This window comes from Tissierella sp. (assembly GCF_031460495.1).
Taxonomy (GTDB): Bacteria; Bacillota; Clostridia; order Tissierellales; family Tissierellaceae; genus JAVKTS01.
The window spans coordinates 476446-501699 of sequence record NZ_JAVKTS010000001.1 but is presented as its reverse complement, the minus strand read 5'-3'; the positions used below and the strand labels follow the sequence as shown (position 1 = coordinate 501699).

Annotated in this window: 26 protein-coding genes and 1 pseudogene; 5 read left to right on the top strand and 22 right to left on the bottom strand. The window is 30.4% G+C overall.

What is annotated here, in order from left to right:
- Positions 1-129 precede the first annotated feature (129 nt).
- Positions 130-1488, bottom strand: a complete 1359-nt coding sequence (locus RIN63_RS02360; protein ID WP_310443049.1) for a YjiH family protein — start codon at positions 1486-1488, stop codon at positions 130-132.
- A 316-nt stretch (positions 1489-1804) separates the two neighbouring features.
- On the opposite strand from RIN63_RS02360, the gene RIN63_RS02355 reads away from it, so the two are divergent.
- Entirely contained in the window at positions 1805-2734 is a 930-nt protein-coding gene (locus RIN63_RS02355) for a TDT family transporter (RefSeq protein ID WP_310443048.1), read from the top strand.
- Between the two features lie 32 nt (positions 2735-2766).
- Here RIN63_RS02355 and RIN63_RS02350 read toward each other — a convergent pair whose 3' ends face one another.
- Positions 2767-3987: a DUF438 domain-containing protein gene (locus tag RIN63_RS02350; RefSeq protein ID WP_310443047.1), complete on the bottom strand. Its 1221-nt coding sequence runs from the start codon at positions 3985-3987 to the stop codon at positions 2767-2769.
- Between the two features lie 104 nt (positions 3988-4091).
- On the bottom strand, positions 4092-5057 hold the full coding sequence (locus tag RIN63_RS02345; protein WP_310443046.1) for a hypothetical protein: 966 nt from the start codon (positions 5055-5057) through the stop codon (positions 4092-4094).
- 171 nt (positions 5058-5228) lie between these two features.
- Between RIN63_RS02345 and RIN63_RS02340 the strand changes: the two genes are divergently transcribed.
- A complete protein-coding gene (locus RIN63_RS02340) occupies positions 5229-6086 on the top strand; it encodes a CPBP family intramembrane glutamic endopeptidase (protein WP_310443045.1) in 858 nt (285 codons plus the stop codon).
- 28 nt (positions 6087-6114) lie between these two features.
- Here RIN63_RS02340 and RIN63_RS02335 read toward each other — a convergent pair whose 3' ends face one another.
- The 7 genes and pseudogenes from RIN63_RS02335 to RIN63_RS02310 all read right to left on the bottom strand — a co-directional run bounded on the left by RIN63_RS02335 (position 6115) and on the right by RIN63_RS02310 (position 13092).
- The gene (locus tag RIN63_RS02335) at positions 6115-7389 is read right to left on the bottom strand and encodes a LysM peptidoglycan-binding domain-containing protein (protein ID WP_310443044.1); all 1275 of its coding nucleotides are present in this window, start codon (positions 7387-7389) and stop codon (positions 6115-6117) included.
- Positions 7390-7468: 79 nt separating this feature from the next.
- Positions 7469-8422 (bottom strand): TIGR01212 family radical SAM protein, encoded by a 954-nt coding sequence (locus RIN63_RS02330; protein ID WP_310443043.1) that lies wholly within the window; start codon positions 8420-8422, stop codon positions 7469-7471.
- Positions 8423-8452: 30 nt separating this feature from the next.
- Positions 8453-9925: a ribosomal protection-like ABC-F family protein gene (abc-f, locus tag RIN63_RS02325; RefSeq protein ID WP_310443042.1), complete on the bottom strand. Its 1473-nt coding sequence runs from the start codon at positions 9923-9925 to the stop codon at positions 8453-8455.
- 424 nt (positions 9926-10349) lie between these two features.
- Positions 10350-10823 (bottom strand): DUF5301 domain-containing protein, encoded by a 474-nt coding sequence (locus RIN63_RS02320; protein ID WP_310443041.1) that lies wholly within the window; start codon positions 10821-10823, stop codon positions 10350-10352.
- A 188-nt stretch (positions 10824-11011) separates the two neighbouring features.
- A pseudogene (locus RIN63_RS15370) lies at positions 11012-11125 on the bottom strand (type II toxin-antitoxin system RelE/ParE family toxin); the annotation flags it as partial.
- 63 nt (positions 11126-11188) lie between these two features.
- A complete protein-coding gene (locus RIN63_RS02315) occupies positions 11189-12358 on the bottom strand; it encodes a MalY/PatB family protein (protein ID WP_310443040.1) in 1170 nt (389 codons plus the stop codon).
- A 29-nt stretch (positions 12359-12387) separates the two neighbouring features.
- On the bottom strand, positions 12388-13092 hold the full coding sequence (locus RIN63_RS02310) for a SprT family zinc-dependent metalloprotease (RefSeq protein WP_310443039.1): 705 nt from the start codon (positions 13090-13092) through the stop codon (positions 12388-12390).
- Between the two features lie 194 nt (positions 13093-13286).
- Here RIN63_RS02310 and RIN63_RS02305 point away from each other — a divergent pair, with 194 nt between their 5' ends.
- Complete coding sequence (locus tag RIN63_RS02305; RefSeq protein ID WP_310443038.1) at positions 13287-13946, top strand: DUF5412 family protein; 660 nt, start codon at positions 13287-13289, stop codon at positions 13944-13946.
- 60 nt (positions 13947-14006) lie between these two features.
- A complete protein-coding gene (locus tag RIN63_RS02300; RefSeq protein ID WP_310443037.1) occupies positions 14007-14558 on the top strand; it encodes a DUF6512 family protein in 552 nt (183 codons plus the stop codon).
- Between the two features lie 39 nt (positions 14559-14597).
- Here the strand turns inward: RIN63_RS02300 and RIN63_RS02295 are convergent, their stop codons facing one another.
- Positions 14598-16814: a M56 family metallopeptidase gene (locus RIN63_RS02295; RefSeq protein ID WP_310443036.1), complete on the bottom strand. Its 2217-nt coding sequence runs from the start codon at positions 16812-16814 to the stop codon at positions 14598-14600.
- 28 nt (positions 16815-16842) lie between these two features.
- Complete coding sequence (locus tag RIN63_RS02290) at positions 16843-17202, bottom strand: BlaI/MecI/CopY family transcriptional regulator (RefSeq protein ID WP_310443035.1); 360 nt, start codon at positions 17200-17202, stop codon at positions 16843-16845.
- 171 nt (positions 17203-17373) lie between these two features.
- Here RIN63_RS02290 and RIN63_RS02285 point away from each other — a divergent pair, with 171 nt between their 5' ends.
- Complete coding sequence (locus RIN63_RS02285; RefSeq protein WP_310443034.1) at positions 17374-18339, top strand: GIY-YIG nuclease family protein; 966 nt, start codon at positions 17374-17376, stop codon at positions 18337-18339.
- 249 nt (positions 18340-18588) lie between these two features.
- Here RIN63_RS02285 and RIN63_RS02280 read toward each other — a convergent pair whose 3' ends face one another.
- From RIN63_RS02280 to RIN63_RS02235, 10 genes are all read right to left on the bottom strand, one after another.
- Positions 18589-18837, bottom strand: coding sequence for a TIGR04076 family protein (locus RIN63_RS02280; protein WP_310443033.1), 249 nt, complete (start codon positions 18835-18837; stop codon positions 18589-18591).
- A gap of 152 nt (positions 18838-18989) precedes the next feature.
- Positions 18990-19322 carry a DUF86 domain-containing protein gene (locus RIN63_RS02275; RefSeq protein WP_310443032.1) on the bottom strand — a complete coding sequence of 111 codons (333 nt, stop codon included), beginning with the start codon at positions 19320-19322 and terminating at the stop codon, positions 18990-18992.
- Positions 19319-19609 (bottom strand): nucleotidyltransferase domain-containing protein, encoded by a 291-nt coding sequence (locus RIN63_RS02270; RefSeq protein WP_310443031.1) that lies wholly within the window; start codon positions 19607-19609, stop codon positions 19319-19321. The genes RIN63_RS02275 and RIN63_RS02270 overlap by 4 nt, the downstream gene beginning before the upstream one ends.
- Before the next feature lie 143 nt (positions 19610-19752).
- Positions 19753-19998, bottom strand: a complete 246-nt coding sequence (locus RIN63_RS02265) for a hypothetical protein (RefSeq protein ID WP_310443030.1) — start codon at positions 19996-19998, stop codon at positions 19753-19755.
- 11 nt (positions 19999-20009) lie between these two features.
- The gene (locus RIN63_RS02260; protein ID WP_310443029.1) at positions 20010-20612 is read right to left on the bottom strand and encodes a hypothetical protein; all 603 of its coding nucleotides are present in this window, start codon (positions 20610-20612) and stop codon (positions 20010-20012) included.
- A gap of 58 nt (positions 20613-20670) precedes the next feature.
- On the bottom strand, positions 20671-21633 hold the full coding sequence (locus tag RIN63_RS02255) for an alpha/beta hydrolase (protein ID WP_310443028.1): 963 nt from the start codon (positions 21631-21633) through the stop codon (positions 20671-20673).
- Between the two features lie 12 nt (positions 21634-21645).
- Positions 21646-21900: a hypothetical protein gene (locus RIN63_RS02250; RefSeq protein WP_310443027.1), complete on the bottom strand. Its 255-nt coding sequence runs from the start codon at positions 21898-21900 to the stop codon at positions 21646-21648.
- 220 nt (positions 21901-22120) lie between these two features.
- On the bottom strand, positions 22121-22837 hold the full coding sequence (locus RIN63_RS02245; protein ID WP_310443026.1) for an HAD-IA family hydrolase: 717 nt from the start codon (positions 22835-22837) through the stop codon (positions 22121-22123).
- Positions 22838-22971: 134 nt separating this feature from the next.
- Positions 22972-23394 (bottom strand): hypothetical protein, encoded by a 423-nt coding sequence (locus RIN63_RS02240; RefSeq protein ID WP_310443025.1) that lies wholly within the window; start codon positions 23392-23394, stop codon positions 22972-22974.
- 748 nt (positions 23395-24142) lie between these two features.
- Positions 24143-25231, bottom strand: a complete 1089-nt coding sequence (locus RIN63_RS02235; RefSeq protein ID WP_310443024.1) for a dipeptide epimerase — start codon at positions 25229-25231, stop codon at positions 24143-24145.
- Between the last annotated feature and the right edge of the window lie 23 nt (positions 25232-25254).

Here is a 25254-nt window from a genome sequence, read left to right as displayed (position 1 = left end):
TTTTAAGTATACATTAAATAATACTACATCTAGACCTTAATTACAATTAGAAATAAAATTTGAATTGGTTACAATTTAGCTACAAATTAAATCTTGATAAAAAAAAGAGGCTATTAGCCTCTAAAACTTCTAAAATAATATATGCCCAATAATGGCAATTATCGGTAATGTAACCAAAGTTCTCTGCAAGAATATAATGAATAGTTCCCCTACATTTACTGGAATCTTAGAACCTAAGATAACAGCACCAACTTCTGATAGATATATAAGTTGAGTAACGGAAGTTCCTGCAATTACAAATCTAGTTAATTCAGATTCTATACTAGCACCTATTACAGATGGTAAGAACATATCAGCAAAACCTATAATCATAGTTTGACTTGCTTCTACTGCAAAAGGTATCTTTAGTATATTTAGTATAGGAATAAAGGGCATCCCTAACCAAGTAAATATAGGAGTGAATTCAGCCAATATAACTGCTATTGTTCCAAAAGCCATGATAACTGGCATAACCCCTACCCACATTTCAAGGACATTGTGAAGTCCACCTTTTACAAATCCTTTTACATCTGTACTGTTTTTGGCCTTTTCAATAGCTTGGTCAAGTCCCCAAGTAAATGGAGTAAATCCACTAGGCACATTTTCCATATTATCTCTGTTAGTATCTGTTAGATAAGTATCTTTTTTCCATGATAATGGTGGAATTCGTGGCACTATAATTGCTGCTACTACTCCTGCAAATGTTACAGCTAGGTAATAAGGAACAAAATGTTGTACTAACCCTACCTCATCCAAAACTACTAATGCAAATGTTATTGATACTGCTGAGAATGTGGTAGCTATTACTGATGCTTCCCTAGTAGAATAATATCCTTCTTCGTATTGATTGTTTGTTAATAAAACTCCTATAGTTCCATCTCCTAGCCATGATGTAATGCAGTCAATAGAAGATCTACCAGGAAGTTTAAATATTGGTCTCATAACTGGAGTAAGCATTGATCCAACAAATTCAAGTAAACCAAAGTCTAATAATAATGGAAGTAAAAATGCTGCAAAGAAGAATATTGCAAATAGCGTAGTTAAAAGTCCATGTAATAATAACCCTCCAGTATTTTCATTCCAAATCCATTCAGGCCCTAATTCAAAATAAGTCATGATAGCAAGTACCATACCAATTATTCTAACTACAAACCAAAATGAAGTTACATTGAACAATCCCTTTAACTCTTTAGATTTTTCAATAAAACTAGGTTTTGTTGTTTTATAAATAATAGTCATTACTCCAGTAAAAGTAATAAGTACAGTTACTAAAGTAGGCAATGCTGTCTCTAATAATCCTGAAAAGAATTTTGATAAAATTGCAACTGGAATAGTGTAATCTCCCTTATATTTTAGGGGAATCATAAAAAGTATAATACCAATTAAAGATGGAACAATAAAACGTGAGTATTCTGCCCCAGAATACTTCTTCTTAGTCTTTCCTGACATAAAAACCCTCCTTTTCATTTTTAATATTCATTATACTCCTTTCTTTATTCTATTACAATCATAGCATTTAATATGCAAATCCTCAAGCAATATTTGGAATATTTAAAATCTTCTTTACCATTAGTCTATGAATGATTCTTAGGTGCTTTCAGGTTATTGTAAACTTCTTCTTCTATGATATTTTTACAATATATGTAAAATAATATTTTATTTATAAAATCATTTTTAGTATAGATATTTTTTATTGGACTTGCTACCCGCATTGTGATATTTTATTGTAGAGAATTAATAATACAAGGAAAAAGGAGAGAAGTGGATGAATCAAATTATTAAAAAATTACCATTGCCAATTGTTGGTCTTATGCTTGCTCTAGTAGCTTTAGGCAATTTAGTACAATCCTATGGTGAAATTTACAGGAATATCTTTGGTGTGTTATCAGCAATCATTTTAATTCTAGTATTAATAAAAATTGTTAAATACTCAAATGGAGTTAACGAAGCTCTTGATAATCCTGTAGTTGCTAGTGTTTTCCCTACTTTTTCTATGGGAGTTATGCTATTAGCTACATATTTAAAGCCATTGTCATCATCTATAGCATTTGGCATGTGGACTATAGGATTAGTACTTCATGTGGCCTTGATGATTTCTTTTACAAGAAAATATGTATTTGACTTTAATATCAAAAAGGTGTTTCCATCTTGGTTTATTGTTTATGTCGGAATAGCAATTGGTGCTATAACTGCTCCAGCTTTTGATAAAGCAAATATTGGACAAATTCTATTTTGGTTTGGTTTTATATCCTATCTAGTATTATTGCCAATTGTTTTAAGAAGAGTTTATGTAGTTAAAGACATGGCAGAACCCACATTGCCAACTATTATAATCTTTGCTGCACCTGCTGCTCTTTGCTTAGCAGGATATATGAATTCCTTTGCTGAAAAGAATATGATAATTGTTTATTTATTATTAGCATTATCACAATTATTCTATTTGTTTGCATTGACACAATTACCTAAATTATTAAAGTTAAAGTTCTACCCAGCTTATTCCGCATTTACTTTCCCAATGGTAATTAGTGCAGTATCATTAAAATTAACAAACGGGTTTTTAACTAAGTCAGAACAACCAATAGCTTTTCTTAAACATCTTGTAAAATTCGAAGAAATAGTAGCAGTTGCAATTGTACTTTATGTTATGATTAGATATATTAGTTTTTTATTGGCTAAGCCACAAACTGCAAAATAATCATTAAAAATACCACCATAGGTGGTATTTTTTTATTCTGACATCAATCTCTTTTCTCCTGTAATAGCTTGTATAGGTGCAATATCATGGGAAAATTCTAGGGTACCTAAGAACTCGCCATTTTCATCTCTCACAGCATAATAACTAATCATTACATATTTTTCTCCCATTTTAATCCAGAAGCTTTCACTATCTTTTCTTCCAGATTGCAAATCATCTACAATTTTTTCTACTACATGAACAGATGCTGGTGGATGACAATTTTCTACAGATCTTCCTATTATAGCCTTAGTCCTAGCAAATATCCTATCTTTACCTTGAGAAAAATATTTTACTAGATTGTCTTTGTCTACAAAGGTCATATCTCCTGGGATAGTATTGAGTATACAAGAAATTTGCTTAGGTGTTAGTATTCCTGATTCAAATTTAATATATCCATCATTTTCATTACCTTGACTTTCTTCTTTTACTTTGTTTTCAACATTTACATTGACTCTATTCCATTTTTTCTCTGGAACTATGATAGCAAAACCTATTTCATCAGATTCATTATAGATAGATATCCACTCATCCTCCGTTAGAGTATCTAAGGACATTGGAAACAGTATACTATCTTCCTTATATATCATCTCATTTACTTGATTTAACATAGTCTCCATCTTTTCTACTATTTCTTCTTTATTTCCCTTATAAGTAGTTAGAGATAATTTAACATCCTTTATTAAAGCTCTTATCTCATCATCTACGCCCCACATAACCTTTGGTGGTGATGTAATTCCGTATTTTTCCAAGTAAGGAAATATTAAATTTTCCTTTCTACTATAATGCTTATCTATATCCCAAAGCAGGTTTATATCTCCCACCAAAGCTAATATATTTTCCTTAGAATCATCCTCTTTAAACTTCATTAAGTTTGGTTTTATTGTTTTCTCCATATGTTCCTCTATTGCTCTATTCTCAAGCTTCATAGTATGGACTGGATGGCCTGGTACTTCTTCTGGATGGTGAATTTCTTCTATGGATCCTTTAAATACAGCCGCATGAACATCACATAGGTTTTGTATCTCTTCTATAGGTAGTCCTTCTTTAACTAGTTGAACTTCCATCTCAGATATTTCTTTTGCTGATACTCCTTGTATTACCTCTGCAAACTTAGCCCTAACTTCATCTACAGTTTTTCCTTCATGTAGCTCCCTAATAACTTCTTTCATCATCTTCTGCCTGTGCTCTCTATTGTTTATTAATTCACTCATTTTATCACTCCTAAAATCCTATATTTATACTATATAATACCCCTTAATTCCCAATATAATTAATTAAACAAATAAAAAATTGCTCCTAAAAAGGAGCAATTCTTCTATTTGCTTGCTTCTAACAATGATAATGCTTCATTTACTAAAGATAATACATTATCTGTAACACTTTTATCAATAATATATTTATTTTCTTCAATTACATCTAAATATTTACTCACTACAAATGCTGTAACAGAATCTTTAGTATTGATAGTTTTTTCATAACTATCAACTACATCCTTGTAAATCTTTTTTGATTCATAATCAGCTATTGGAGTATTATCTAATCCATTTAAATAAATGTCTAATTTAGTTCTATAACTTCTTAGCATTTCTTCATATTTCTTGCCCTCTGAATATTTTTGAATATAATTCTCAGTCTTTAGTATTCTATCTGCTAGTTCATCATAAGATATGACCAGCCCAGCATCTATAGCAACGGGTTTGTCTGAATCCAAGGCTTTTATAGCAATATAATCTTTTATCTCATCAGAAATATAATTATTATATTGTTTCATCTTTTCATAATCTCTTATTGGGTAAAAGCTGCCTTCTAAGTTTATCAATTTATAATTGCTTGCAAGGAGCTTTGTAACATGGTCACGAAGTTTCTCATCTTGGATATCTTTTACTTTACCTTCAGGAAAGAATAACTCTGTACCCCCAATTGTCATTAACTCTCCCTTAGTATCTATTTCAAAAAGCTTGTCTGTTAGTGAGCTTGTTGAATCTTCTAGTATAATTTCTAAATCCAATACCATTCTATCTCCTTCTATTTGAGAAAGATTTTTTATGTTTTCATTTATAAATGCTACAATCTTATTTGGTTCATCTTTATTTTTTATCATCTTATCAAATTCTTTCATGACTTTTTCTACATCTACCTTATCTTCCCCTTGTTCATCTATAGATTGTATTGGATCCTTGCCAGGTTTGCCTGTATCATCATTTTTCTTTTTGCAACCTGAAAGGGCTATAACCAAAACTAGCATAATACATATAATTGATATTACATAAGACTTTTTCATAACAACCCTTCTTTCATTAAAATTTTTGCTACATTATCATTATACCAAAACTATAACATATTCTAAATATTAAGTCGTTACAATTTAATTACAAATATGCCAAGAATAATAGATGTATATTTCTTGAGTTTTATTGTACAATTATATTAATGTAAATAGAAGGGGGTTGCCATGGAATCAAAAATACTAGTGCAAGATAAATCTATCTCTGAAGTTAATCTATTCTTTCTTCTTACAATGATTTGGTCTGTAGGCATACAATTTCTTCCAATACCTGCTAATTCTTATCAGTATTTTGCATTTTTAATACCTATTATTATTTATCTGTTCTTTAATAGACAGAATTTAGAAAGAATATTAAGACCTAATATGCTAAATCTAAAAAGCATATTTTTAATAATTCTTATTTGGCTATCTATATTGCCTGTTCTATATTTTATTGTTGAATTATATGTAAGTTTGTTTGGAAATACACTGGCAGATATAGTATCTGAAGATGCTCATGATACCTTTATCTTTAATTTATTCTTTGCTGCAATTACACCTGCTGTTCTAGAGGAAATTCTAATGCGTGGAATTATATTAGACGGATACAGAAATAAGCCTAAATTCATTGCAGCCTTAATGAATGGGCTTTTATTTGGTATGCTACATCTAAACTCTTTTCAGTTTTTCCATACCTTTATAGCTGGATTTATAGCTGTTTATCTTGTATTGGGGACTAATTCCATCTTTGCAGGAATACTCATCCATGTGATAAATAATGGTTTGCCTTTAGTATTAGATTATCTATATCCAATTAATACAAATGTTGGATATGCTGAAGACCCAAATTTTCTTTCTTTAGGATTGTTTGCTATATTAGGTATAATATTAGTTGTTTTTTTCATAAGATTATTGTTTAAAGTAAATAATATTCCTTTCAAGGAAGATAGTTATATATCTAGAGAAAGAATTTTCACTACTTCACTTGTTCTATCTATAGTTTTATTTATAGTCATTAGCATTTTAATCATATATTCAATTTAAAGCCCCTGAAATCTCAGGGGCTTTCCTATTACATACTTGGAACACAAATCATCTTACCTACTACAAAATCTGACGGTGTTAAATTTGGGTTCATTTTCATTAGGTTTTCTACAGTTGTGCTGAATTTTCTTGCTAAGGCTACTACTACCACTCCATCCATTGGGATATCTGCTTGAACTATTGTATACTTCCTAGTTCCCATGGGACAAGGGCATCCTCTATCCATATGAGGCATTATACAAATTTGCTGACCTACCATCAAATTGTCAAAATCCACATTTGGATTAGCCTCCATAAGATCCATTACTGATACATTAAATCTTAGTATGATTGATGCTAAATTATCATTTGCTCTAACTACATATACTGTACCACCTGGACAAGATATTGGTGGTGGCTCTATTCTTGGGATACAAATTAATTGACCTATTTGGAGATTATTTGGATCTACTCCTGGATTAGCTGCCATTAGTGTAGCTAATGGTATATTGAACATCATTGCTATGCTAAATAAGGTATCGCCTGCTTTAACTGCATAAAATAGTCCATCACATGGAGGCGGAGGTGTAGTTCCACTAGGAATACATATCACTTGACCTATTTGTAGGTTATTTGGGTTGATTCCAGGGTTTATTGCCATTATTGCCTCTACTGTTGTATTATATCTAATTGCTAGCATATAAAGTGTATCTCCTGATTTTATTGTGTAGGAAAAGCTTCCCATTGGGCATGTTGGTGGCGGAGGTGTAGTTCCACCTGGTATACAAATTCTTTGACCTATTTGAAGGTTATTCGGATTAATTCCAGGGTTTATTGCTATTATTGCCTCTACTGTTGTATTGTATGTGATTGCTAGTTTATAGAGCGTATCTCCCGATTTTATTGTGTAGGAAAAGCTTCCTGTTGGGCATGTTGTTGGTGGAGGTGTAGGTGAACCTGGTATACATATCCTTTGACCTATTTGAAGGTTGTTTGGGTTGATTCCAGGGTTTATTGCCATTATTGCCTCTACTGTTGTATTGTATGTGATTGCTAATTTATAGAGCGTATCTCCCGATTTTATTGTATAGGGAAAGCTTCCCGTTGGACATGTTGTTGGCGGAGGTGTAGGTGAACCTGGAATACATATCCTTTGACCTATTTGTAGGTTGTTTGGGTTGATTCCTGGGTTTATTGCCATTATTGCCTCTACTGTTGTATTGTATGTGATTGCCAGTTTATAGAGTGTATCTCCTGACTTTATTGTATAGGAAAAACTTCCTGTTGGACATGTTGTTCTTCCCATTGCATAATTTTCACTCATATTTACCACCCTTCTTTCATTATTCTTTGCATTAATATATTATGCTAGAATAGGATTAAGGGTTACTATAGTATAATAGTTATTTGATGTTTTTACCTTGATAATAATTCCTTGTTTTTAGCTCTTTATCAATCATTGACAATACATTTAACTTATCTAAGCTCCATTTTGGTTCATGAAGCAAGTCTTTTTTTCCATCCCCAGTCACCCTATGAACCACCATATCTTGGGGAAGTAACTCAATAGCATCTACTACAGTAGATACATATTCTTCTTTACTCATTATATAAAATGGATTTTTTAAATAATAATTATATAGATCCGTAGCTCTTTGAATGTATAGAGAATGTAGCTTTACTCCCCAAGTAGATGTACTGCCCACATATTTTACAGTCTCAAGTATTTCCTCTGAGCTTTCACCAGGTAGTCCTATTATTATGTGAGTGACGGTTTTTATATTTCTTGATTTTAGTTTTTCTATTGCTTCACTATATATAGATAAGGGATATCCCCTTCTAATAAATTTAGCTGATTTTTCATGAATAGTTTGGAGACCTAATTCAATCCATAGATAAGTCTTTTCATTTAATTCTTCTAATAACTGAAGTACATCTTCATCCAAGCAATCTGGTCTTGTAGCTATGGCTAGTCCTACTACTCCTTCTATATTTATGGCCTCATAGTATAATTTTCTAAGCCTATCTACAGAAGCGTAGGTATTTGTGAAGTTTTGAAAATATGCAATGTATTTATCTGTATTCCATTTCCTTGAAAGTAATTTTTTCTGCTGCTCTATTTGCTCTTGTATAGAGTCAAGCCTAGACCCTGCAAATTCTCCAGATCCTTCTTCACTACAAAATATACAACCTTTATCTCCTACTCTTCCATCTCGATTCGGACAGGTGAAGCCACCATCTAAGGATAGCTTCATCACTTTTTGTCCAAATTCTCTTTTTAATTCATCGTTTAATCGGTTGTATCGATTATCGATAGCATGATGGTTTAATTGATAATTCTTCTTGTTTATATTCATTGTTCAAATATCCTCCAATTTAGCCCTGTCTTATTTTGATAATTCAATAATATCAGTGGCTACTTTATCTATAAATCTCCTATCATGCTCTACTAAAATCATCGTTGGAGAGTATTCCAAAATCATATTTTCTATCTGAATTCTAGATATTACATCAATATAATTAAGAGGTTCATCCCAAATATATAAATGTGCTTCTTCACATATAGACTTAGCTAGCAATATCTTTTTCTTTTGTCCCATACTAAAATTCTCAATAGGAATATCAAATTGCTCCCTAGTAAAGCCTAGTTGCCTTAGAGTAGTTAGAAGTTTTGTTTTATCTACTTGTTCTTTCCTTACAAAATCATTTATATTTCCACTAACATTATGAAATTTCTGTGGAACATATGAAATTGCAATTCCCTTTGCGATTTGAAGTTTACCATCCCAAGGGACATCACTTCCTAATATGGCTTTTATAATACTAGATTTACCACTTCCATTATCACCCTTGAAAACAATGCAATCGCCTTTTTCTATTGTAAATTGTATTGCTTTAAAGAGATTCTTATTTTCATATGCGATTGAAAAATTTTCTGCTAATACATATTGTTTTGCATGATGATTTAATGGATTCATCTGTAATTTATCTATAGCTTCTATATTTTTTAGTAGCTTTTCCTTTTCCTCTATAGCCTTTTCATATCTTTTTTCTATGGCCTTGGACCGTTTCATCATTTTAGCAGCCATATGTCCTATATAACCCCTATCTACACTACCAGTACCAATTTTCGTTGCTTCTACCTTATCAGACCATTGGGCTTTTTCCCTTGAAGATTGTTTTAACCTTCTGATTTCTTTTCTAAGCTTTTGATTTTTTTCTAGTTCATATCTGTCCTCTAGGTTCTTATTTTCCTCCCAGGTATAATAGGTTCCCCTTTGGATTACTATCTTGCTCTTTTCTATAGTTAATATATGATCTACTATACTATTTACAAACTCCCTATCATGGGATACAAGTATAAATCCTTTTTTACTTTTTAGATATTTTGCTACTACTTCTCTTCCATGGGTATCTAAATGATTCGTAGGTTCATCGATAAGTAAAAACCTTTCCTCTTCTGCAAATAGTAGAGCTAATAAAATCTTGGTTTGCTCCCCACCACTTAAGGTAGAAAATGGCCTATGGAGAGTATCTTCTTCTACTTCTAATAGATTTATTTCTCTCTGTAATCTCCACAACTCAAAATTCGGCTGTATTGTTTCTAATAAATCCAGAGTCATCATATCATAATTTTCAATAGAAAAAGGAAAGTAAGCCATGGAAATTGCTTTAGTAATCGTTCCTTCATAAGGGTATTTATCCATTAATAGTTTTAAAAATGTTGTTTTGCCATAGCCATTTCTACCTATAAACCCTAGCTTCCAATCAGTATCTAGTTGTAAATCTAAATTACTAAAGATAGGCTCTAGGCTTCCAGGGTATTCAAATGTTAGATTGCGAATATCAATCAATGTCATATAAGATTCTCCTTCCATAATTAAAATATTAGCGAGAATCATAATTTGAATACAAAAAAAGTTGAGGATAGAAAGCTCTCAACTAAGGTTACAAAAATATATTCTAATTATCTTTGGTGGTAATTTTAATAAATATATTAAAAGAGATTTCTCGCTAAAATTTGCACAACAAAAATACTCTATTAGTTCAAGAATAAAAGCTGTGCTTATTTAATTCATTATTTAGCAAGATATATATACATGTGTCCACCCCTTCTATAATATTAATTAAAGTATACCATATGTTTTAAATGTTTTCTAGGTAGATATTTGTATTATTTATATGAGACGACTAATAATGCGTTACTATCATCCTATATTATATATAGTCGAGATAAATTCATATTATATAAATTATATGCAATACCAAATAATTATTTCAATCTTACAAATCGTTGTTAAGTATATTATTAACTAATATCGAAATCTCTTCTTTATCTCCATTTTTTATAACTTGTTCTAAAATATGCAAATCTTTTGAGTCTATTTTATAAATCCCAGCAAAAGGTTGGTCTATATACAATTCGCCATTTTCTTCATAAATTGACCTCCAACTATTTCCTGATGATTTAAATTTATAAAGAACAATTGTAAATTTTGTTTTACTTGGAAACTGTGAATTGCTTTGTACACCTGTTTTCTTAGCATTATTGAATATATTTAGGAAACTATGTATATCCACCTGTTTATCAAGAGTAACCTTCTGAATACCCTCCTCACCAATAACATCAACTAATATTATACTACTTAAATCTTCAGGATTAGGACCCTTTAAAGATTTATTATTTATACTTACAATTAAAACTAACACTATGGCAATAATGCCCAAGATAGTCATGTTTTTTGTTACTCTATTCATAGTATCCCCCTATAATTTCAGTTCTTAGCAGAATCGTTTATACTTCGTATAAATCTACTTATGTACATTTAACATGAAATTTATCAATCAAATCTATGTATTTCTAAAGTATCAACAAGGACTCTAAATAATACTATAAATAAAACATAGGCAATTATTAAGATATTACCTATGTTTTATCACCTTTATTACTTGTATATATCCCCTCTAATATCAACTTCAGATATAATTATATTCTCATTTTCAATATAATATATTATTCTATATTTGCCAACTCTTAACCTAAATAGAGATGGGAATTTTTTACTTTTTCTGAGCTCATTCTTTCGTCATTCTTTATTTTATCCCAGTATATCCCTGTACCGTTACTCCTGTACAGCCACTGCTATCCTCTTTAATGCATCTTCTAGTACTATCCTTGGGCAAGCTATATTAAATCTAAAATAACCATCTCCACCAGTACCAAAATCCTTCCCATTATTTAATAATACCTTGCCCTTTTTAATTAAAAGTTCATTTACTTCATCAGAGGTCTTGCCTAGTTTATTGAAATCAAGCCACATTAAGTAGGTACCATCGGGCTTATATGCTACTACTTCTGGAATATTCTTTTTAATGTATTCTGTTGCAAAATCAGCATTTCCTTCTATATACTCTAATACCTCTGCCAACCATTCCTTGCCATATTTATATGCTGCTTCAAATCCTGCAACAGAAAGGGTATTAGCATGATGAAGACCCAAAACATCTATGGCCTGATTATAGGCTTTTCTCATATCTTCATTTGGAATAATAGCTATAGAGGCAAATAAACCTGCAATATTAAAAGTTTTACTAGGTGCCATAAATGTAATAGTATTCAATTCAAGCTCTCTTGATATGGAAGCTATTGGTATATGCTTATGATTTTTATATGTTATGTCTGAATGTATTTCATCTGATAATATAATCATATTGTTTTCAAGACATATTCGTCCATACTCTTCAAGTTCTTCCTTGGTCCACACCCTACCTACAGGATTATGAGGGCTACAAGATATAGCCAATTTAGTTTTCTCACTAATCTTACTCCTCATATCCTCAAAATCCAATATATACCTGTTTCCATCAAAAACTAAATGATTTTCAACAGCCACCCTATTATTATTCTTTAATATTTTATAGAAGGGATGGTATACTGGTGATTGCAATAATGCCCCATCATTTTCTTTAGTGAATGCCCTTACTGCAATACCAATTGCTGGAACAACCCCAGGTACAAATGTTATCCATTCCTTTTCTATCTTCCAATTATGTTTGTCATAGATCCAATTAATTATTATTTCATAGAATGAATCTGGATTAATATCATATCCTAGTATTCCATGTTCAATTGGTCCCTTCAATCCATTGAGTATTTCATCTGCCACTTTAAAGTCCATATCTGCAATCCACATAGGTAAAATATCCTCATCACCATATTCTAACCTTGGTGCCATCCATTTAATTGAATTCGAGTTTTTCCTATCAACTACTTCATCAAAATTGTACTTCATAATAATTTTCTCCTCCTTCATTAACTCCACTAATCTTGAAATATCATTCCATTTAACTCAGCTTTTACATTTCTCCAATTTGGATAATATTCATCCATTATAGCCTTAAACTTAGGTCCATGACCTCTTTCTATTAGATGAGCTATTTCGTGGACTATAATGTATTCAAGACAATGATATGGTTTTTTAGCTAACTCTAGATTCAACCAAATTCTCTTGGCATTGATATTACAAGTACCCCATCTGGTTTTCATCTGTTTAACTCCCCATTCATTGATTTTCAGTCCCATTATATTTTCCCATTTCTCTATCATTGACGGAATCAAAGACTTCAATTCCTTTCGATACCACTCTTTCATAGTAGCTGCTCTTTTTCCTTTATCGCTTCCTTCTCTAACATATAAGTCTATGAATTTATTACTTCTAATCTCAACTTTAGCTTTGTTAATATCTTCAGTGATTACATTAAGTAAATATCTTTGACCAAAATAATAATGTTCTTCTCCAGAGACATATTCTAGTTCTGGAATCTTTTCTTGATTTTCAAACTTTAACTGCTGTTTCTTTATCCAAGCTAATCTAGATATAATAAATAATCTAATACTTTCATCTGTCATTCTATTAGGTGCTGAAATCTTTACTTGTCCATTAGGTGGATGCACTGATAAGCGTATGGTTTTTATATTCTTTTTTGCTACTTCTATTTCTATATCCTCTATGGTTAATTTAATCATTTAATACTCCTTCCTCAAGAAAAGGTGCATACATCATAATTGCATGATTATCTGCTAAAAAATCATCTATATATAAGTATATCATTCTTTTACCCTAAATATATTACTTATCTCTAATTATACTTATGTAGCTAAATAATTGCTTAATCTCACTTACTCATGATATATTAGTAAGCAAAGTGGGGTGTTCGTATATGAAAAGTATAAGAAACTTGGCTAAAGAAAAGAAAGTATTATTTTCAATATGGGGATTGTTAGTATTTGTTGCTATACTTAATTTATTCAATTTTTCTTTTATATCAGATAGGGTTCAATATGGCTATTATGTGGTTTACTTTATAATGACTTTTATAGTATTCATATCAATAAAGAAAAAAAGTGATTTTAGAGTTAGTCAACTTTTAATTGCGTTGATTACCCTATTGACTCTAGTTTTATCAATAAAAGATATATTCTTAGCTATGCCAATTTTTCTACTTTATCCTCTTTTAAGCTGTAGAAAATCTCATTGGAGATCTATGATACTAGCTGCTTCTACATACTTTATTGCAATCTTAGGGATAATGTTAATATTATTTATAGGATATGGCTTCGGAAGTACTACTTTAATAGAGCAAAATAAATCTCCCGACTCTAATCATCAGATTTCTATGTATCTTGTTGATGGTGGTGCAACTGGTGGAAATACTTTAATCTACCTAGATAGGCTATATTTAAATACATTTAAGCATAGAAAAAGAGTATTTGTTGGTGGTTTTGGTGCAGATAATAAACTTATGTGGATTGACGATAAAACCTTCGCTATTGATGAACATATCATTAATATAAATACCACAGAAACTATTTGGGAATGAAGATAATAGAGGATGAATAACTGCACTGCATAAGGAGATAATATCTCTAGAGGTGATGGCATGTATCGTAATTATACTAAAATAAAGAAATGGGAGACAGTAGGTTTTTTCTGGATAATTATAGTTGGTTCTCTACTTCATTTTACTTACAAATGGTCTGGAGAATCTAGTATAGTAGCTATTTTCAGCCCTGTCAATGAAAGTGTTTGGGAACATCTAAAGCTAGGATATTTTTCTCTCTTATTATTCTCTATTATTGAATACGGCTTTATTAAAAATGATACAAATAGTTTCTTTATTGGAAAAGCTATTGGAGTTCTCGCCATGGAAATATTTATAGTTATAGTATTCTACGCATATACTTCAATAACAAAAGAAGCTGTAACATTTATTGATATTGGCTCTTTTCTAGTGGGTGCATTAATATGTCAATTAATTAGTTACAAGATAATGAAGAAAGAATTTAGTAATATGACAAATATTCTTGGGTTAATTATATTTATCTTAATAGGATCTAGTTTTATTTTATTTACCTTTTATACTCCAAAATTGCCTATATTCATGGATCCAAAGACTAAAAAATATGGGATAGATATGGTCAATCCTATGTAAGGACACAAGGGTCCTTACATAGGATTGGAATAATAAGCTTTATTGTGTAAATATAAATTCTTCTATAATACTTATTACCTTACCATCCTTTACTTCAATAAAGAATGGTACTTTTTGAGCAGGTGGATCATCTGTATATGATGTAGTTAAGTGTTGCATAAACTCTTCTCTGTTTCTTGTTGTATAAAGTCTTTGACCTTCTGGATTTTCTACAAAGAGAAGATTATAATCAGTAAAGCTATATGAAGTTTCATCTGTTAATTCAAAAGATGTTTTTCCATTGCTTGGATTGTGGATATAATAGCCATTAGGCATATCAATATCTTTTAAATCTAGCTCTGCAGCTCTATCCTTATCTTCTCTTGTAATTATTTCAACTTCATCTAAATACAAGGTATTTCCATCAAACACTATATATCCAGCCAAATGTCCCTTAATTCTATTTTTTAACTCATTAATTAGTAATTCTTTAATCTTTTTTTCCAATTCCTTAGCATGATCTTCTAAGCTTGGGTTTTTATTAAATCCATTTATTTCAATAAAGTCTTCTATTTTTGCTGGATTTATAATAGTTAAATCTGTCTCTTTAACTTGAACTTGACCTAAGGTAATATGAATAAAAAACATTCCTACATCAACTGGATCTCCTAAAAACAAATTTTCACCATTATTAAATCCCATTTGTAATTCTTTATACTTTTCTTCTATTCTTAAATCCGTATCAGGAAACTCATGATAAACATTTCCATTCCCATCCATCCATCTCTCTACAACCCAAATCCCCTTATCTCCTTGGTCAACTGGTTGAGATAAAAGTAGTTGGCTAATTTCTCCTGTAGATAATGGAAATCTAATAACTACATGATCACTTTTATAACTTTCATTAGGTAATAAACCTTTACTCTCCAGCATAATTCGAAGACTTATTTCTTGTTTAGCTAAAGTATCAAAGCCAAATTCTTGAGGATAAAATGCTCCTAGGTATTTCATGTTATTCCCTTCATTGGCAAAAGCCATAAATGGTTTCCCCATACTAGAGTCATCAGTAATCCATCCATCTTCTTCCTGCATTCCACCTGCCATGGCAACCTTAGTGATATCGTCTGGTTTCAGCCTAAATTCCAAACTCCATATCTCTACTGGTGATGAAAGTATATTATCAAATGTTACTAACTTCTCTAGTTTAGTAATCTTACTATCTATAATCTTAAATCCTTGCCACCCACCTTCAGGATCTTCATACATAGCAATTTGCTGATTTATAAACTCCTTAGCATAGTCTTCTACTGCCATTTTATCTAATACTTCTGATGAATTAACTTTCTTCTCCTTTGGATTACTTAACAAGCCTACAGCTGCAATGACTACTACAACAATCCCTATTATAGTCATCCAAAATCCAGGTTTCTTATAGTTTAAAATATTTTTAATTCTCCCTTTTGTATTATTCTCACCAAAGGCCAATGGAGATCCGCCAATAATTCTTTTGCCAGTAGCTAATGTTAAAAGGGAGTTGGAATAATCCTTTTTAATATTTGGTCCCATTTCTTTTAATACCTTTTCATCGCAGGATAGTTCCATATCCTTGCTCATAAGGAAAAATGATAGCCAAACTAGAGGATTAAACCAGTGAACTGAGACTATTAAGAAGCATAATAACTTTAGAATATGATCATATCTTTTAATGTGGGTTTCCTCATGTTTTATTATATAAGGCATTTCAGTCTGGGATAGATCAGTTGGTAGATATATCTTTGGATTTACTAATCCAAATACAAATGGAGTTTTTATATTGTTTGTTTCAAAAACATTACCATATAATAATTTTGCTGATTTAAGTCTTTTTGATAAGCTTATACTTGTATAGACTGTATAAATTATTAGAACTCCTATACCTAGTAGCCATATTGTTTGACCTAGGAAAATCCATATTTCCATAGGGTTTACACTGGCACCAATAGTAGGTGAAGGTAAATAATTATTTACTGCACGATCTATTGCTACAATACCACTGTTGATCTGTGGTGATTGTGTGTATATGATTTCCTCAGGTATGGTTTTTGTATTAATAGATATAAGACTAAATATACTCTCAAATGAAAATGGAAAAACTAATCTAAAAAATACAATTGACCAAAGGCCATATGAAAAAACTTTAGGTGCCTTTTTCAAGAAGAACCTAAGAATTAAAACAAATAAAATCACATAAGAAGATGTAATGCTCATATTTATTATTTGTAAAAATAATTTATCCATTATATTTCCTCCCTTCAAAAAACTTTCTTTACTCTTTGTGATCCTGTATTAGTTTTTGTAGTTCTTCAACTTCTTTATCACTTAACTTCTTGCCCCTTGTAAATGCAGCAATAAACTTTGGTAAAGAACCACCAAAGTTTTCATCAACAAAAATCTTAGATTGTTCTCCATAGAAGTCATCTCTTTTAATTAAAGAAATTACTATGCTATTATTGTTTTTGAAAATCTTTTTATGTTCAAGTCGTCTTAACATTGTGTAAGTAGTTGATTTCTTCCATTGAAATTCAACTTCACATAATTTTACTAAATCTGGGGAATTAATTGGTTCATTTGCCCAGATAAGCTCTGCAAGTCTTTCTTCTGCTTCAGTAAGTCTATACTCTGTCATATTTAACACATCCTTTCAGTCTACAATTCATAAACCACTCTTGTTTATAGTTTACAAAATGTAAACTGACTTGTCAATAGAATAATAAAATTTCATATTTCATTGTTTATATTTGTTTAATTCAATTATAATATAAGTATATGATTTGTTTGCGAAAGATAAGGTGATATTATGAGTAAAATTCCTCAAAGATTAATAGAGAAATTAAATAGTCTTCCATCTCTTCCTGGAATATATAAAATGAAAGATTCTAATGGGAGAATTATTTATGTGGGGAAAAGCAAGTGTCTTAAAAATAGAGTACGTTCATATTTTACAGCAAATCACAAACAGAGTAAGATAGAAAAAATGGTATCACTGATTGATGATATAGAATATATAGTTACAGACACTCATTTAGAAGCCTTATTATTAGAATGTGAATTAATTAAAAAACTAAAACCCATGTTTAATACACAACTTAAAAACGATGAAAAATATGCTTATATCAAGATAGAAGATTATAACATATACAACCCTTTATCTGTAGTGAATAAGAGAGAAGAAAATACCTATGGACCTTTTAGGAGAAAATTCTCCCTTGTGGAAATGATTAATTCATTAAAGAATCTCTATCCAATTCAAATAATTAATGGAGGATATGATTTTGAGTATAATTTAATCCCTCTTACTATGGGAAAAGATATTTATGAAGAAAACAAGTCTATATTACAAGAGATTTTTTCAGATGATAGGAACTTAATGAAATTAATTGAGAAATTAGAGGAGAAAATGAAAGAAGCAGCTTCTTCCTACCGATTTGAAACTGCCTCTACCTATAGAGATATGATCTATACCTTGAACTACTTGAAGTCTGGAATATATGGTTACAAAAATATGTTCGCTAAAAACATAATTCTAAAAATCCCTATACCTAATGGATATAAGTTATTTTTTGTCTCCAAAGGTCAAATATTATTAAAAGAAAGTTATTCTTTAGTAACTGAATTAGATGTAAAAAACTTTATAAATAAGGGTAAGGATTTACTAGTAGCTAATACCACATTTATAAATGAAAAGGCAAGTATGGATTTTAGAGATATATTATACTCTGAAATCAAATCCTTGCCTAAAGAAATGGTCTTAATTTTAGAATAAATGGTAGCGAATCAGCTGATTCATAGTGATGAAATTTCCCTTACCAATTTTCTGTATTTGTATCTTTAACCTTATCTGCTGTTTTTCCAAGTGATATCAATATTGACATTCTTTCAAGAACTACTACTATGAGTTCTGCTATTGCTTACATTAAAACACTCCATAATTAAAAAATAGTTAATTTAAATCTTACTTCGCCTTTTTTTATCTTTATGATGTAAAATATAAAGAATACATCATTAAACATTATTATTCTATTCGCTCTCCATAAATAACAACTCTACCTTCATCTGGGCAAGAAATATTAAACTTTGGAGCTTTTGTATTTCCGTAATCCAAAGTTCCACCATTTTGCAATGTGTAAACAAACGGATACATACAGTTCCATAACTCATGACATATTGAAGGGCAAATATCTCCAACTATAAATTCATCACCAGCTTTCAAATAACCCTCTCTACATTTACTTTCTTTGACTACAATTTTTACTTTTGACATAAAGAACCTCCTAGAATAGAATATATCTTTAGTTCACATATATTATAAGTAATATTCATCAATAAATAAAATTTATTCCCTATGTTTTTAGATGACAAAGTTTAATTTATTAATCTCCATAACTGTTCTCTCAATATTCTTTATTCTAATAATTATCCTTTATTAAGTAAATCATATATATAATGCTTAATTTTAGGCAGCTCATTTTCTACTACATTCCATACTATTTTCACATCTACACCAAAATAATTGTGAATTAGGATATCTCTTAATCCGGCCATTTCTTTCCATGGAATCCCTAAATGTTTACTCTTGGTATCCATAGATATGTTCTTTGTTGCTTCACCTATAACTTCAAGATTTCTAATCACTGCATCCTGTATTAGCCCTGATTCAAAAAATTCTTCTTTACCTCTAAAAGTATAATCCTCGATATTATTAATACATTTAAAAATATGAGTTAAATATAGTCTATCATCTTTCATATTTCTATTATCTCCTTTAACACACTTTCTTTAATGTCTTTATGCAGAGAATCAATTGTAACTACATCCACCTTCTTATCAAATATTTCTTCCAAAGAATATTTGAATCCGATTAAGTCAAATAAGGATCTATCATCATCTAAATTCACCAAAAAATCTATATCACTATCTTTTGTATCTTCCCGTCTTGAAGTAGAACCAAATAATTGTATTTTATTTACCCCATATTCGAAAGCAATTAATAGAATTTCATCTTTTTTCTCATAGATCATATCTAAAATACTCATATTTTCACCTTCTCCTATATTATCTTTATGCAAATTATACCCTATATTCATTTAAAGATATATCAAATTATTCTTTTATTTGCATTGTTAACATCTTTTTCTATATTTTATATGATAAATAACAGACTATCTATTGATCTTTATTATCTTATATCATACTTATATATCATCTCATCATATGTTTTATCATATCTAATGCTTTGAATGTTCAACTTCAAGTATTCTCCTATTCCTTCAAATTCAATAGTTCTAGTATAGTTTATCTTTACACTATCTCCATTTACTATTTTATCATAATCTCCAGTAATAGTTCTTTTCACTGATTTTCTTTCTCCATCGATATTTAAGAATGTCCTATTTAATGCTAAGTCTTCATCTTTAGATTGCAAAATTTATATTATTATTGTACAGATAGCTCCCATAGATATAATGAAGCAACTGATCCATATGGAGAGTATCTTTTTCTATACTTTTCAAAATCCACCTTAGTTAACTCCTTTAAATTATATAAATTCATCATTCCTCTTCTAATGGCTAAATCATTGTAACTCAATACATCCATTCTACCAAGAGAAAATATCATGAGCATCTCTGCAGTCCAAGTTCCAACTCCATATAGAGATGTGAGTTTTTTCATTATCTCTTCATCAGACAAGGTATGGAGATTGTGAAAATCTACTTGCTTTGTAATTGCTGCATCTGCAATACCTTTAATGTAAGTTGCCTTCCTCACAGACATTCCACATTTTTGTATATCATCCAAATTAGCCTTAAAAATACTCTCAGGATTTATCTCTCCAAGAAGCTGAGTTAATCTATCATTTACTGTGATAGCTGCCTTTGAAGAGATTTGCTGACTAACAATACTTGAAATTAGAGATGAAAATGGATCTAGTTCAACCTCACGCTGAATCATGCCAACTCTATCAATAGCTGCTCCCAATTTCTTATCCTTTTTCTTCAGATATTCTATTTCTTTATCTCCATATATAAAATAATTCAAAATATCACCTCTTGTGCTTTTAACCTTATTATACAATATATAAGGTTATATTTCTATTTTACTCATATTTTGTTATAAAGCTGTCTATCTTGTCTTGATATTCTTTATTGTAATCTAACCACATATCGCAATGTTTGCTATCATCTACTGTCCAAATTTCTCTATTGTTTTCTGGGATGGAGTCATAAATGTCCTTTCCCATAAAATAAGGCGTCGTTGAATCAGATTTACTATTGATAATCAGCACTGGAGTAATTACTTCTTTCATTGCATTTGCTACATCTGCATCCTGATAGGTAAATCCTAATTTTAATTTGTTTAAGACATTTCCGCACCATGTCATATAGGATACTGGTAACCCAATTTTCATGTTCCTCATTTCTTCCTCTACCATCCACTTCATACTACTCACTGGACAGTCTAAAATCATAAAATCAATCTTGCTGTCCATGTTTTCATATCCTAATGCCAAACCTGCCGTTGCCCCGCCAAAGGAAGCACCCCATACTCCTATTTTTTGCCCTGGAGCTTCTTGCTCCACATAGTTCACCCAGTCAATCAGGTCATATTTCTCCCAATAGCCAAATGTTGTATACCTAGCAGTATTTTCGTTTGTGCTACGCTGATCATAAGTTATAACATTGTATCCTTTTTTCAGAAAATACTCAGCAAATGGATAATTGGAATATCGATTACCCCCTAAACCATGAACCAATATTACTGTCTGATTGTCTTTACTGCTTTGGGATTCTATTGCATAGATATAATCCGCAGGTATAGTGTGTTCATCAAAAGAAGATGTAATTTCAAGTTCTTCTACATTATACATATTAGAAAAGCTCTCATAATCTATATCATATTTTTCCCAAAAAGCGGCAGATACCTCTTTAGTTTCCTCGCTAGTTACAAGCTGAGTTGAACCTGAAAATACTTGTAAGCCTATAAAGCTTGATGCGCCTATGAATAAAACCATGAATATTCCTAGGACAAGAGTTAGTATTACCAATAGTTTTTTCTTCATATTTCTTACCCCCTATTTCTCTAGTTTCTTCAATGCAAAGAATGATGAAATTATAATAAGAATACATACTACTATAAAAGCAAAACCACTCATAATGTCTGTTGGATAAGGGGCAATAACTCGTTTGAAAGCAAATGTAGCAATCAAGGAAATTGGCATAAACGATACAATGATTATATTAAGCCAATTAATAATAAAAGATGGCTTAGAGTTAGATATGAGTTTACCTATAAAGTAGGCTGCGAACCCAACTACTTGAATAATCATTGATCCCCAAATACTCTCTGCTGTTTGTTCCTCATACCAAGACCCAAAAGCATTGAATTCTGTATGCTATCTTCATAACAACACTCTTTTTCTTTTTATTAGTGTCATATTAACATTAAAGCTGGTTGCCTAGCCACCAAGCACACTTGGTTTCTTGTCAACTGACAGTTGCATTTATTACTTTATAACATTCTCTTCTTAAATAATTTAGTTATAATACCTAATCAAGTAATTTTTCAAGTTTTTCTAAATTATGTATTACTTTATATTTTCTACATGTCAATTTGCGGTATAAATATTGATTTACTTCTCTACACATTAGAAAACTGTTAATGCCTAGCTTTTTAGCTCCATTGCAATTTATTATATTATCATCAATAAATACTGTTTCTTCAACAGATACACCTAGTTCATCAATAGCAGCTTTATACATCAACTCTTCTGGTTTATTTGTCCCTAATACAGATGATATAATAAATGATGAAAAATAATCTCTAAGATCAGCCTTTACAAAAACTTCTTCTAATGATGGCCAAGCATCTGATACAACGGCTAACTTATATTTCTTACTCAAATGTGGAATTGCATCATAGACATCTTTATAAAACTCATATTTTTCTGGATTAAAAACCAAATCTTTCGTTACATTCTCTATATTTGTATTACTAAGCTTTAGTTCAGGTAAATAACTGAAGAAAGTATCATAATACTTTTTAAAATGAAAATACTCTTCATCTAAATTTACTATAGATTTCTGTTTTGAAATATACTCAGTAGCTTTTGAAAAAGCCATTCTTACCTTTGAAGGTGGAATATCATCAAATATTTTTTTATCAACATAAGTAAAAAAATCCGGAGTAATAAACCAATGTCCAGTTCTTGGTCTATTTAATACTCGCCCAGAGTCAATTAAAATAGCTTTTATTTTCTTTTCCATTTCATTCCTCCAACTCGATTTTATTTCTTAGGGTATTACTTTAAAGTTTAGTTTATGTGAAGTTTTGATTTATATCTCATAGTTTACATGCTCATTGATGAATATTCTATAAATGATGTGCATCAACTCATAATCTAGTTTCTATTTCTACTATTAGATTTCATCTTTTCATAAATAGATTCATCCAATAAAAACATATCTTCAATTAGAATTTTACCTTCTTCATTCTCAGTAGTTTTAATAATTAAATCATTGCCATTATTATACTCTACAACTATATAATTCTTTACACTATATTGTCTAGCTATCTTAGAGCTAATCTCTTCAAATTTATTCATTAAATTATCTATATCATGGGGCACTAACCGTGATGAAAGAAATAATCTATCATTATCATGAGCTGCTATTGATATTGCTGAGGGAATACTAGAAATATAATTTGCATTCGTTCGTAATTTACTTAAATTACTATAAAAATACACATTTGTTATAAATAACAATAATATTATTATTTCAAAAATCTTATTAACTTTAATATTTGATTTTTCAGCTTTCATTTAATCCAACCTCCCTACATTTAAATCATCTTACATCAAATAAAACTACTGTTACGACTCATTTTATAAATTATGGGCCATTTTTTATCTATTGTATATTGGTAATTTAGATGTATTAACGACTTCCCCATCTTCTAAACTTACTTCTGTATAAATTACAAAATATGGCTCATATAAAAAACCTCTTCTATCAGGGTCTTTTTGTTTATTTATTATTTCTTCAATATTATTATTACTATATTTCCATCCATTTGTGCTGTCAGTATCAGTAAATATTAAAATTGGACCTTCACCTGATTCAATTCTTAAAGTATAAAAATCTACCTTTACAGCATTTTCATATCCTAATAATTCTATTTAAGATTTATTGCTTTTATTAAGTTTATAATTTAAATACAGATTTATAACTAGGAGCATATTGGTTGAAATCAGAAGAAATCCTTTGTTCCTCCAAATTGTAAAGTAGGTAAGTATCAGAATACACCATATAATAAGGCAAATAAATGTTAAACTTTCTTGTTCCAAAATGATCTCCCCTTTTAAAATTATTCATACTATTACTAAAATATTTATTCTAAAATGATAGAAAATTAACTTAATTTCATTATATATTACTAGAACCATAAATTCATCACTTTTATTCCATAAACTAACATCTAACTTGTATAAAATAGTATTCCACCATCAAAAGATTCATTTGAAATAAAAGTTGCCAGAAAAACTCTATGTTTTCCTGGCAATATCTTTGCTAAATATATTTAATACCATGTATTCCTTTTATTCCAAACCCTGGCTCTTCGCTCAATGTAATAGTTGATTCGTTAAAAATGGAGCCTCCATCTATTGGGTCTTCACTACATAAAACTGGACCATCTAAATCAATTTTTGTTATTATACTCTTAGCTGCAGCTAAATGTACCGCAGCATTTACACTTATTTTTGCTTCTAACATACAACCTATCATGCACTCAACTCCATAAATCTCAGCTAAACTACATATTTTCAAAGCATTATGAATACCACCAGTTTTCATTAACTTGATATTTAAGTAGTCGGCAGCTCTCATTTCTAGTATCTTTATTGCATCTCTAGGTGAAAATATGCTTTCATCAGCCATTACTGGAATAGATACATTATCTGTTACCATCTTAAGACCCTCTATATCATATCCCACAACTGGTTGCTCTACTAGCTCAATATTAAGACCAGCATCCTCCATCTTATTCAGCACATGGATTGCTTCCTTTGGTTTCCAACCCTGATTAGCATCAATTCTAAGTTCTACATTGTATCCTACTGCTTTTCTAATTGCCTTCATTCTTTCTATATCCTTACTTGAATCCTTGCCTACTTTAATCTTTAATGTCTTATATCCCCTATTGATAGCATCTATACTATCTCTAGCCATTTCTTCTGGATCGTTTACGCTTATAGTAATATCTGTAATTATTTCTTTACGATATCCTCCTAAAAGCTTATATGTGGGAGCCTTGTATAATTGACCATATAGATCATATACTGCAATATCGATGCCTGCTTTAGCACTAGTATTCCCTACTAATGATTTATCTATCTTTAACATAATTTCTTCTAAGTTTTCAACATCCATTCCAATTATAGCTTTCTTTATATGGGTCTCAATAGCTCCAATAATTGCTCCAGTAGTATCTCCTGTAATTACTCCAGTAGGTGGAACCTCTCCATATCCAAAATGGCCAGTATCCGTTTCAACTATAATGATTATATCTTCAATGCTGTTTACTGTTCTAAGAGCAGTCTTAAAAGGCCTCTTTAGAGGTACAGAGATTTGTCCAAGCTTAATATCAGTTATTTTCATGTTAAACCCCCTCGTTTATTAAA

Excerpts from the sequence above, each read along its gene's own strand:
- RIN63_RS02310 (WP_310443039.1), bottom strand. The coding sequence starts at position 13,092 with ATGATTAAATTAACCATAGAGGATATAGAAATAGAAGTAGCAAAAAAG.
- RIN63_RS02295 (WP_310443036.1), bottom strand. The coding sequence starts at position 16,814 with ATGGATAAATTATTTTTACAAATAATAAATATGAGCATTACATCTTCT.
- RIN63_RS02300 (WP_310443037.1), top strand. The coding sequence starts at position 14,007 with ATGTATCGTAATTATACTAAAATAAAGAAATGGGAGACAGTAGGTTTT.
- RIN63_RS02245 (WP_310443026.1), bottom strand. The coding sequence starts at position 22,837 with ATGGAAAAGAAAATAAAAGCTATTTTAATTGACTCTGGGCGAGTATTA.
- RIN63_RS02305 (WP_310443038.1), top strand. The coding sequence starts at position 13,287 with ATGAAAAGTATAAGAAACTTGGCTAAAGAAAAGAAAGTATTATTTTCA.
- RIN63_RS02330 (WP_310443043.1), bottom strand. The coding sequence starts at position 8,422 with ATGAATATAAACAAGAAGAATTATCAATTAAACCATCATGCTATCGAT.
- RIN63_RS02320 (WP_310443041.1), bottom strand. The coding sequence starts at position 10,823 with ATGAATAGAGTAACAAAAAACATGACTATCTTGGGCATTATTGCCATA.
- RIN63_RS02315 (WP_310443040.1), bottom strand. The coding sequence starts at position 12,358 with ATGAAGTACAATTTTGATGAAGTAGTTGATAGGAAAAACTCGAATTCA.
- RIN63_RS02255 (WP_310443028.1), bottom strand. The coding sequence starts at position 21,633 with ATGAAGAAAAAACTATTGGTAATACTAACTCTTGTCCTAGGAATATTC.
- RIN63_RS02275 (WP_310443032.1), bottom strand. The coding sequence starts at position 19,322 with ATGAAAGATGATAGACTATATTTAACTCATATTTTTAAATGTATTAAT.
- RIN63_RS02335 (WP_310443044.1), bottom strand. The coding sequence starts at position 7,389 with ATGAGTGAAAATTATGCAATGGGAAGAACAACATGTCCAACAGGAAGT.
- RIN63_RS02360 (WP_310443049.1), bottom strand. The coding sequence starts at position 1,488 with ATGTCAGGAAAGACTAAGAAGAAGTATTCTGGGGCAGAATACTCACGT.
- RIN63_RS02290 (WP_310443035.1), bottom strand. The coding sequence starts at position 17,202 with ATGACAGAGTATAGACTTACTGAAGCAGAAGAAAGACTTGCAGAGCTT.
- RIN63_RS02345 (WP_310443046.1), bottom strand. The coding sequence starts at position 5,057 with ATGAAAAAGTCTTATGTAATATCAATTATATGTATTATGCTAGTTTTG.
- RIN63_RS02240 (WP_310443025.1), bottom strand. The coding sequence starts at position 23,394 with ATGAAAGCTGAAAAATCAAATATTAAAGTTAATAAGATTTTTGAAATA.
- RIN63_RS02270 (WP_310443031.1), bottom strand. The coding sequence starts at position 19,609 with ATGAGTATTTTAGATATGATCTATGAGAAAAAAGATGAAATTCTATTA.
- RIN63_RS02340 (WP_310443045.1), top strand. The coding sequence starts at position 5,229 with ATGGAATCAAAAATACTAGTGCAAGATAAATCTATCTCTGAAGTTAAT.
- RIN63_RS02250 (WP_310443027.1), bottom strand. The coding sequence starts at position 21,900 with ATGATTATTCAAGTAGTTGGGTTCGCAGCCTACTTTATAGGTAAACTC.
- RIN63_RS02235 (WP_310443024.1), bottom strand. The coding sequence starts at position 25,231 with ATGAAAATAACTGATATTAAGCTTGGACAAATCTCTGTACCTCTAAAG.
- RIN63_RS02355 (WP_310443048.1), top strand. The coding sequence starts at position 1,805 with ATGAATCAAATTATTAAAAAATTACCATTGCCAATTGTTGGTCTTATG.
- abc-f (WP_310443042.1), bottom strand. The coding sequence starts at position 9,925 with ATGACATTGATTGATATTCGCAATCTAACATTTGAATACCCTGGAAGC.
- RIN63_RS02350 (WP_310443047.1), bottom strand. The coding sequence starts at position 3,987 with ATGAGTGAATTAATAAACAATAGAGAGCACAGGCAGAAGATGATGAAA.
- RIN63_RS02280 (WP_310443033.1), bottom strand. The coding sequence starts at position 18,837 with ATGTCAAAAGTAAAAATTGTAGTCAAAGAAAGTAAATGTAGAGAGGGT.
- RIN63_RS02285 (WP_310443034.1), top strand. The coding sequence starts at position 17,374 with ATGAGTAAAATTCCTCAAAGATTAATAGAGAAATTAAATAGTCTTCCA.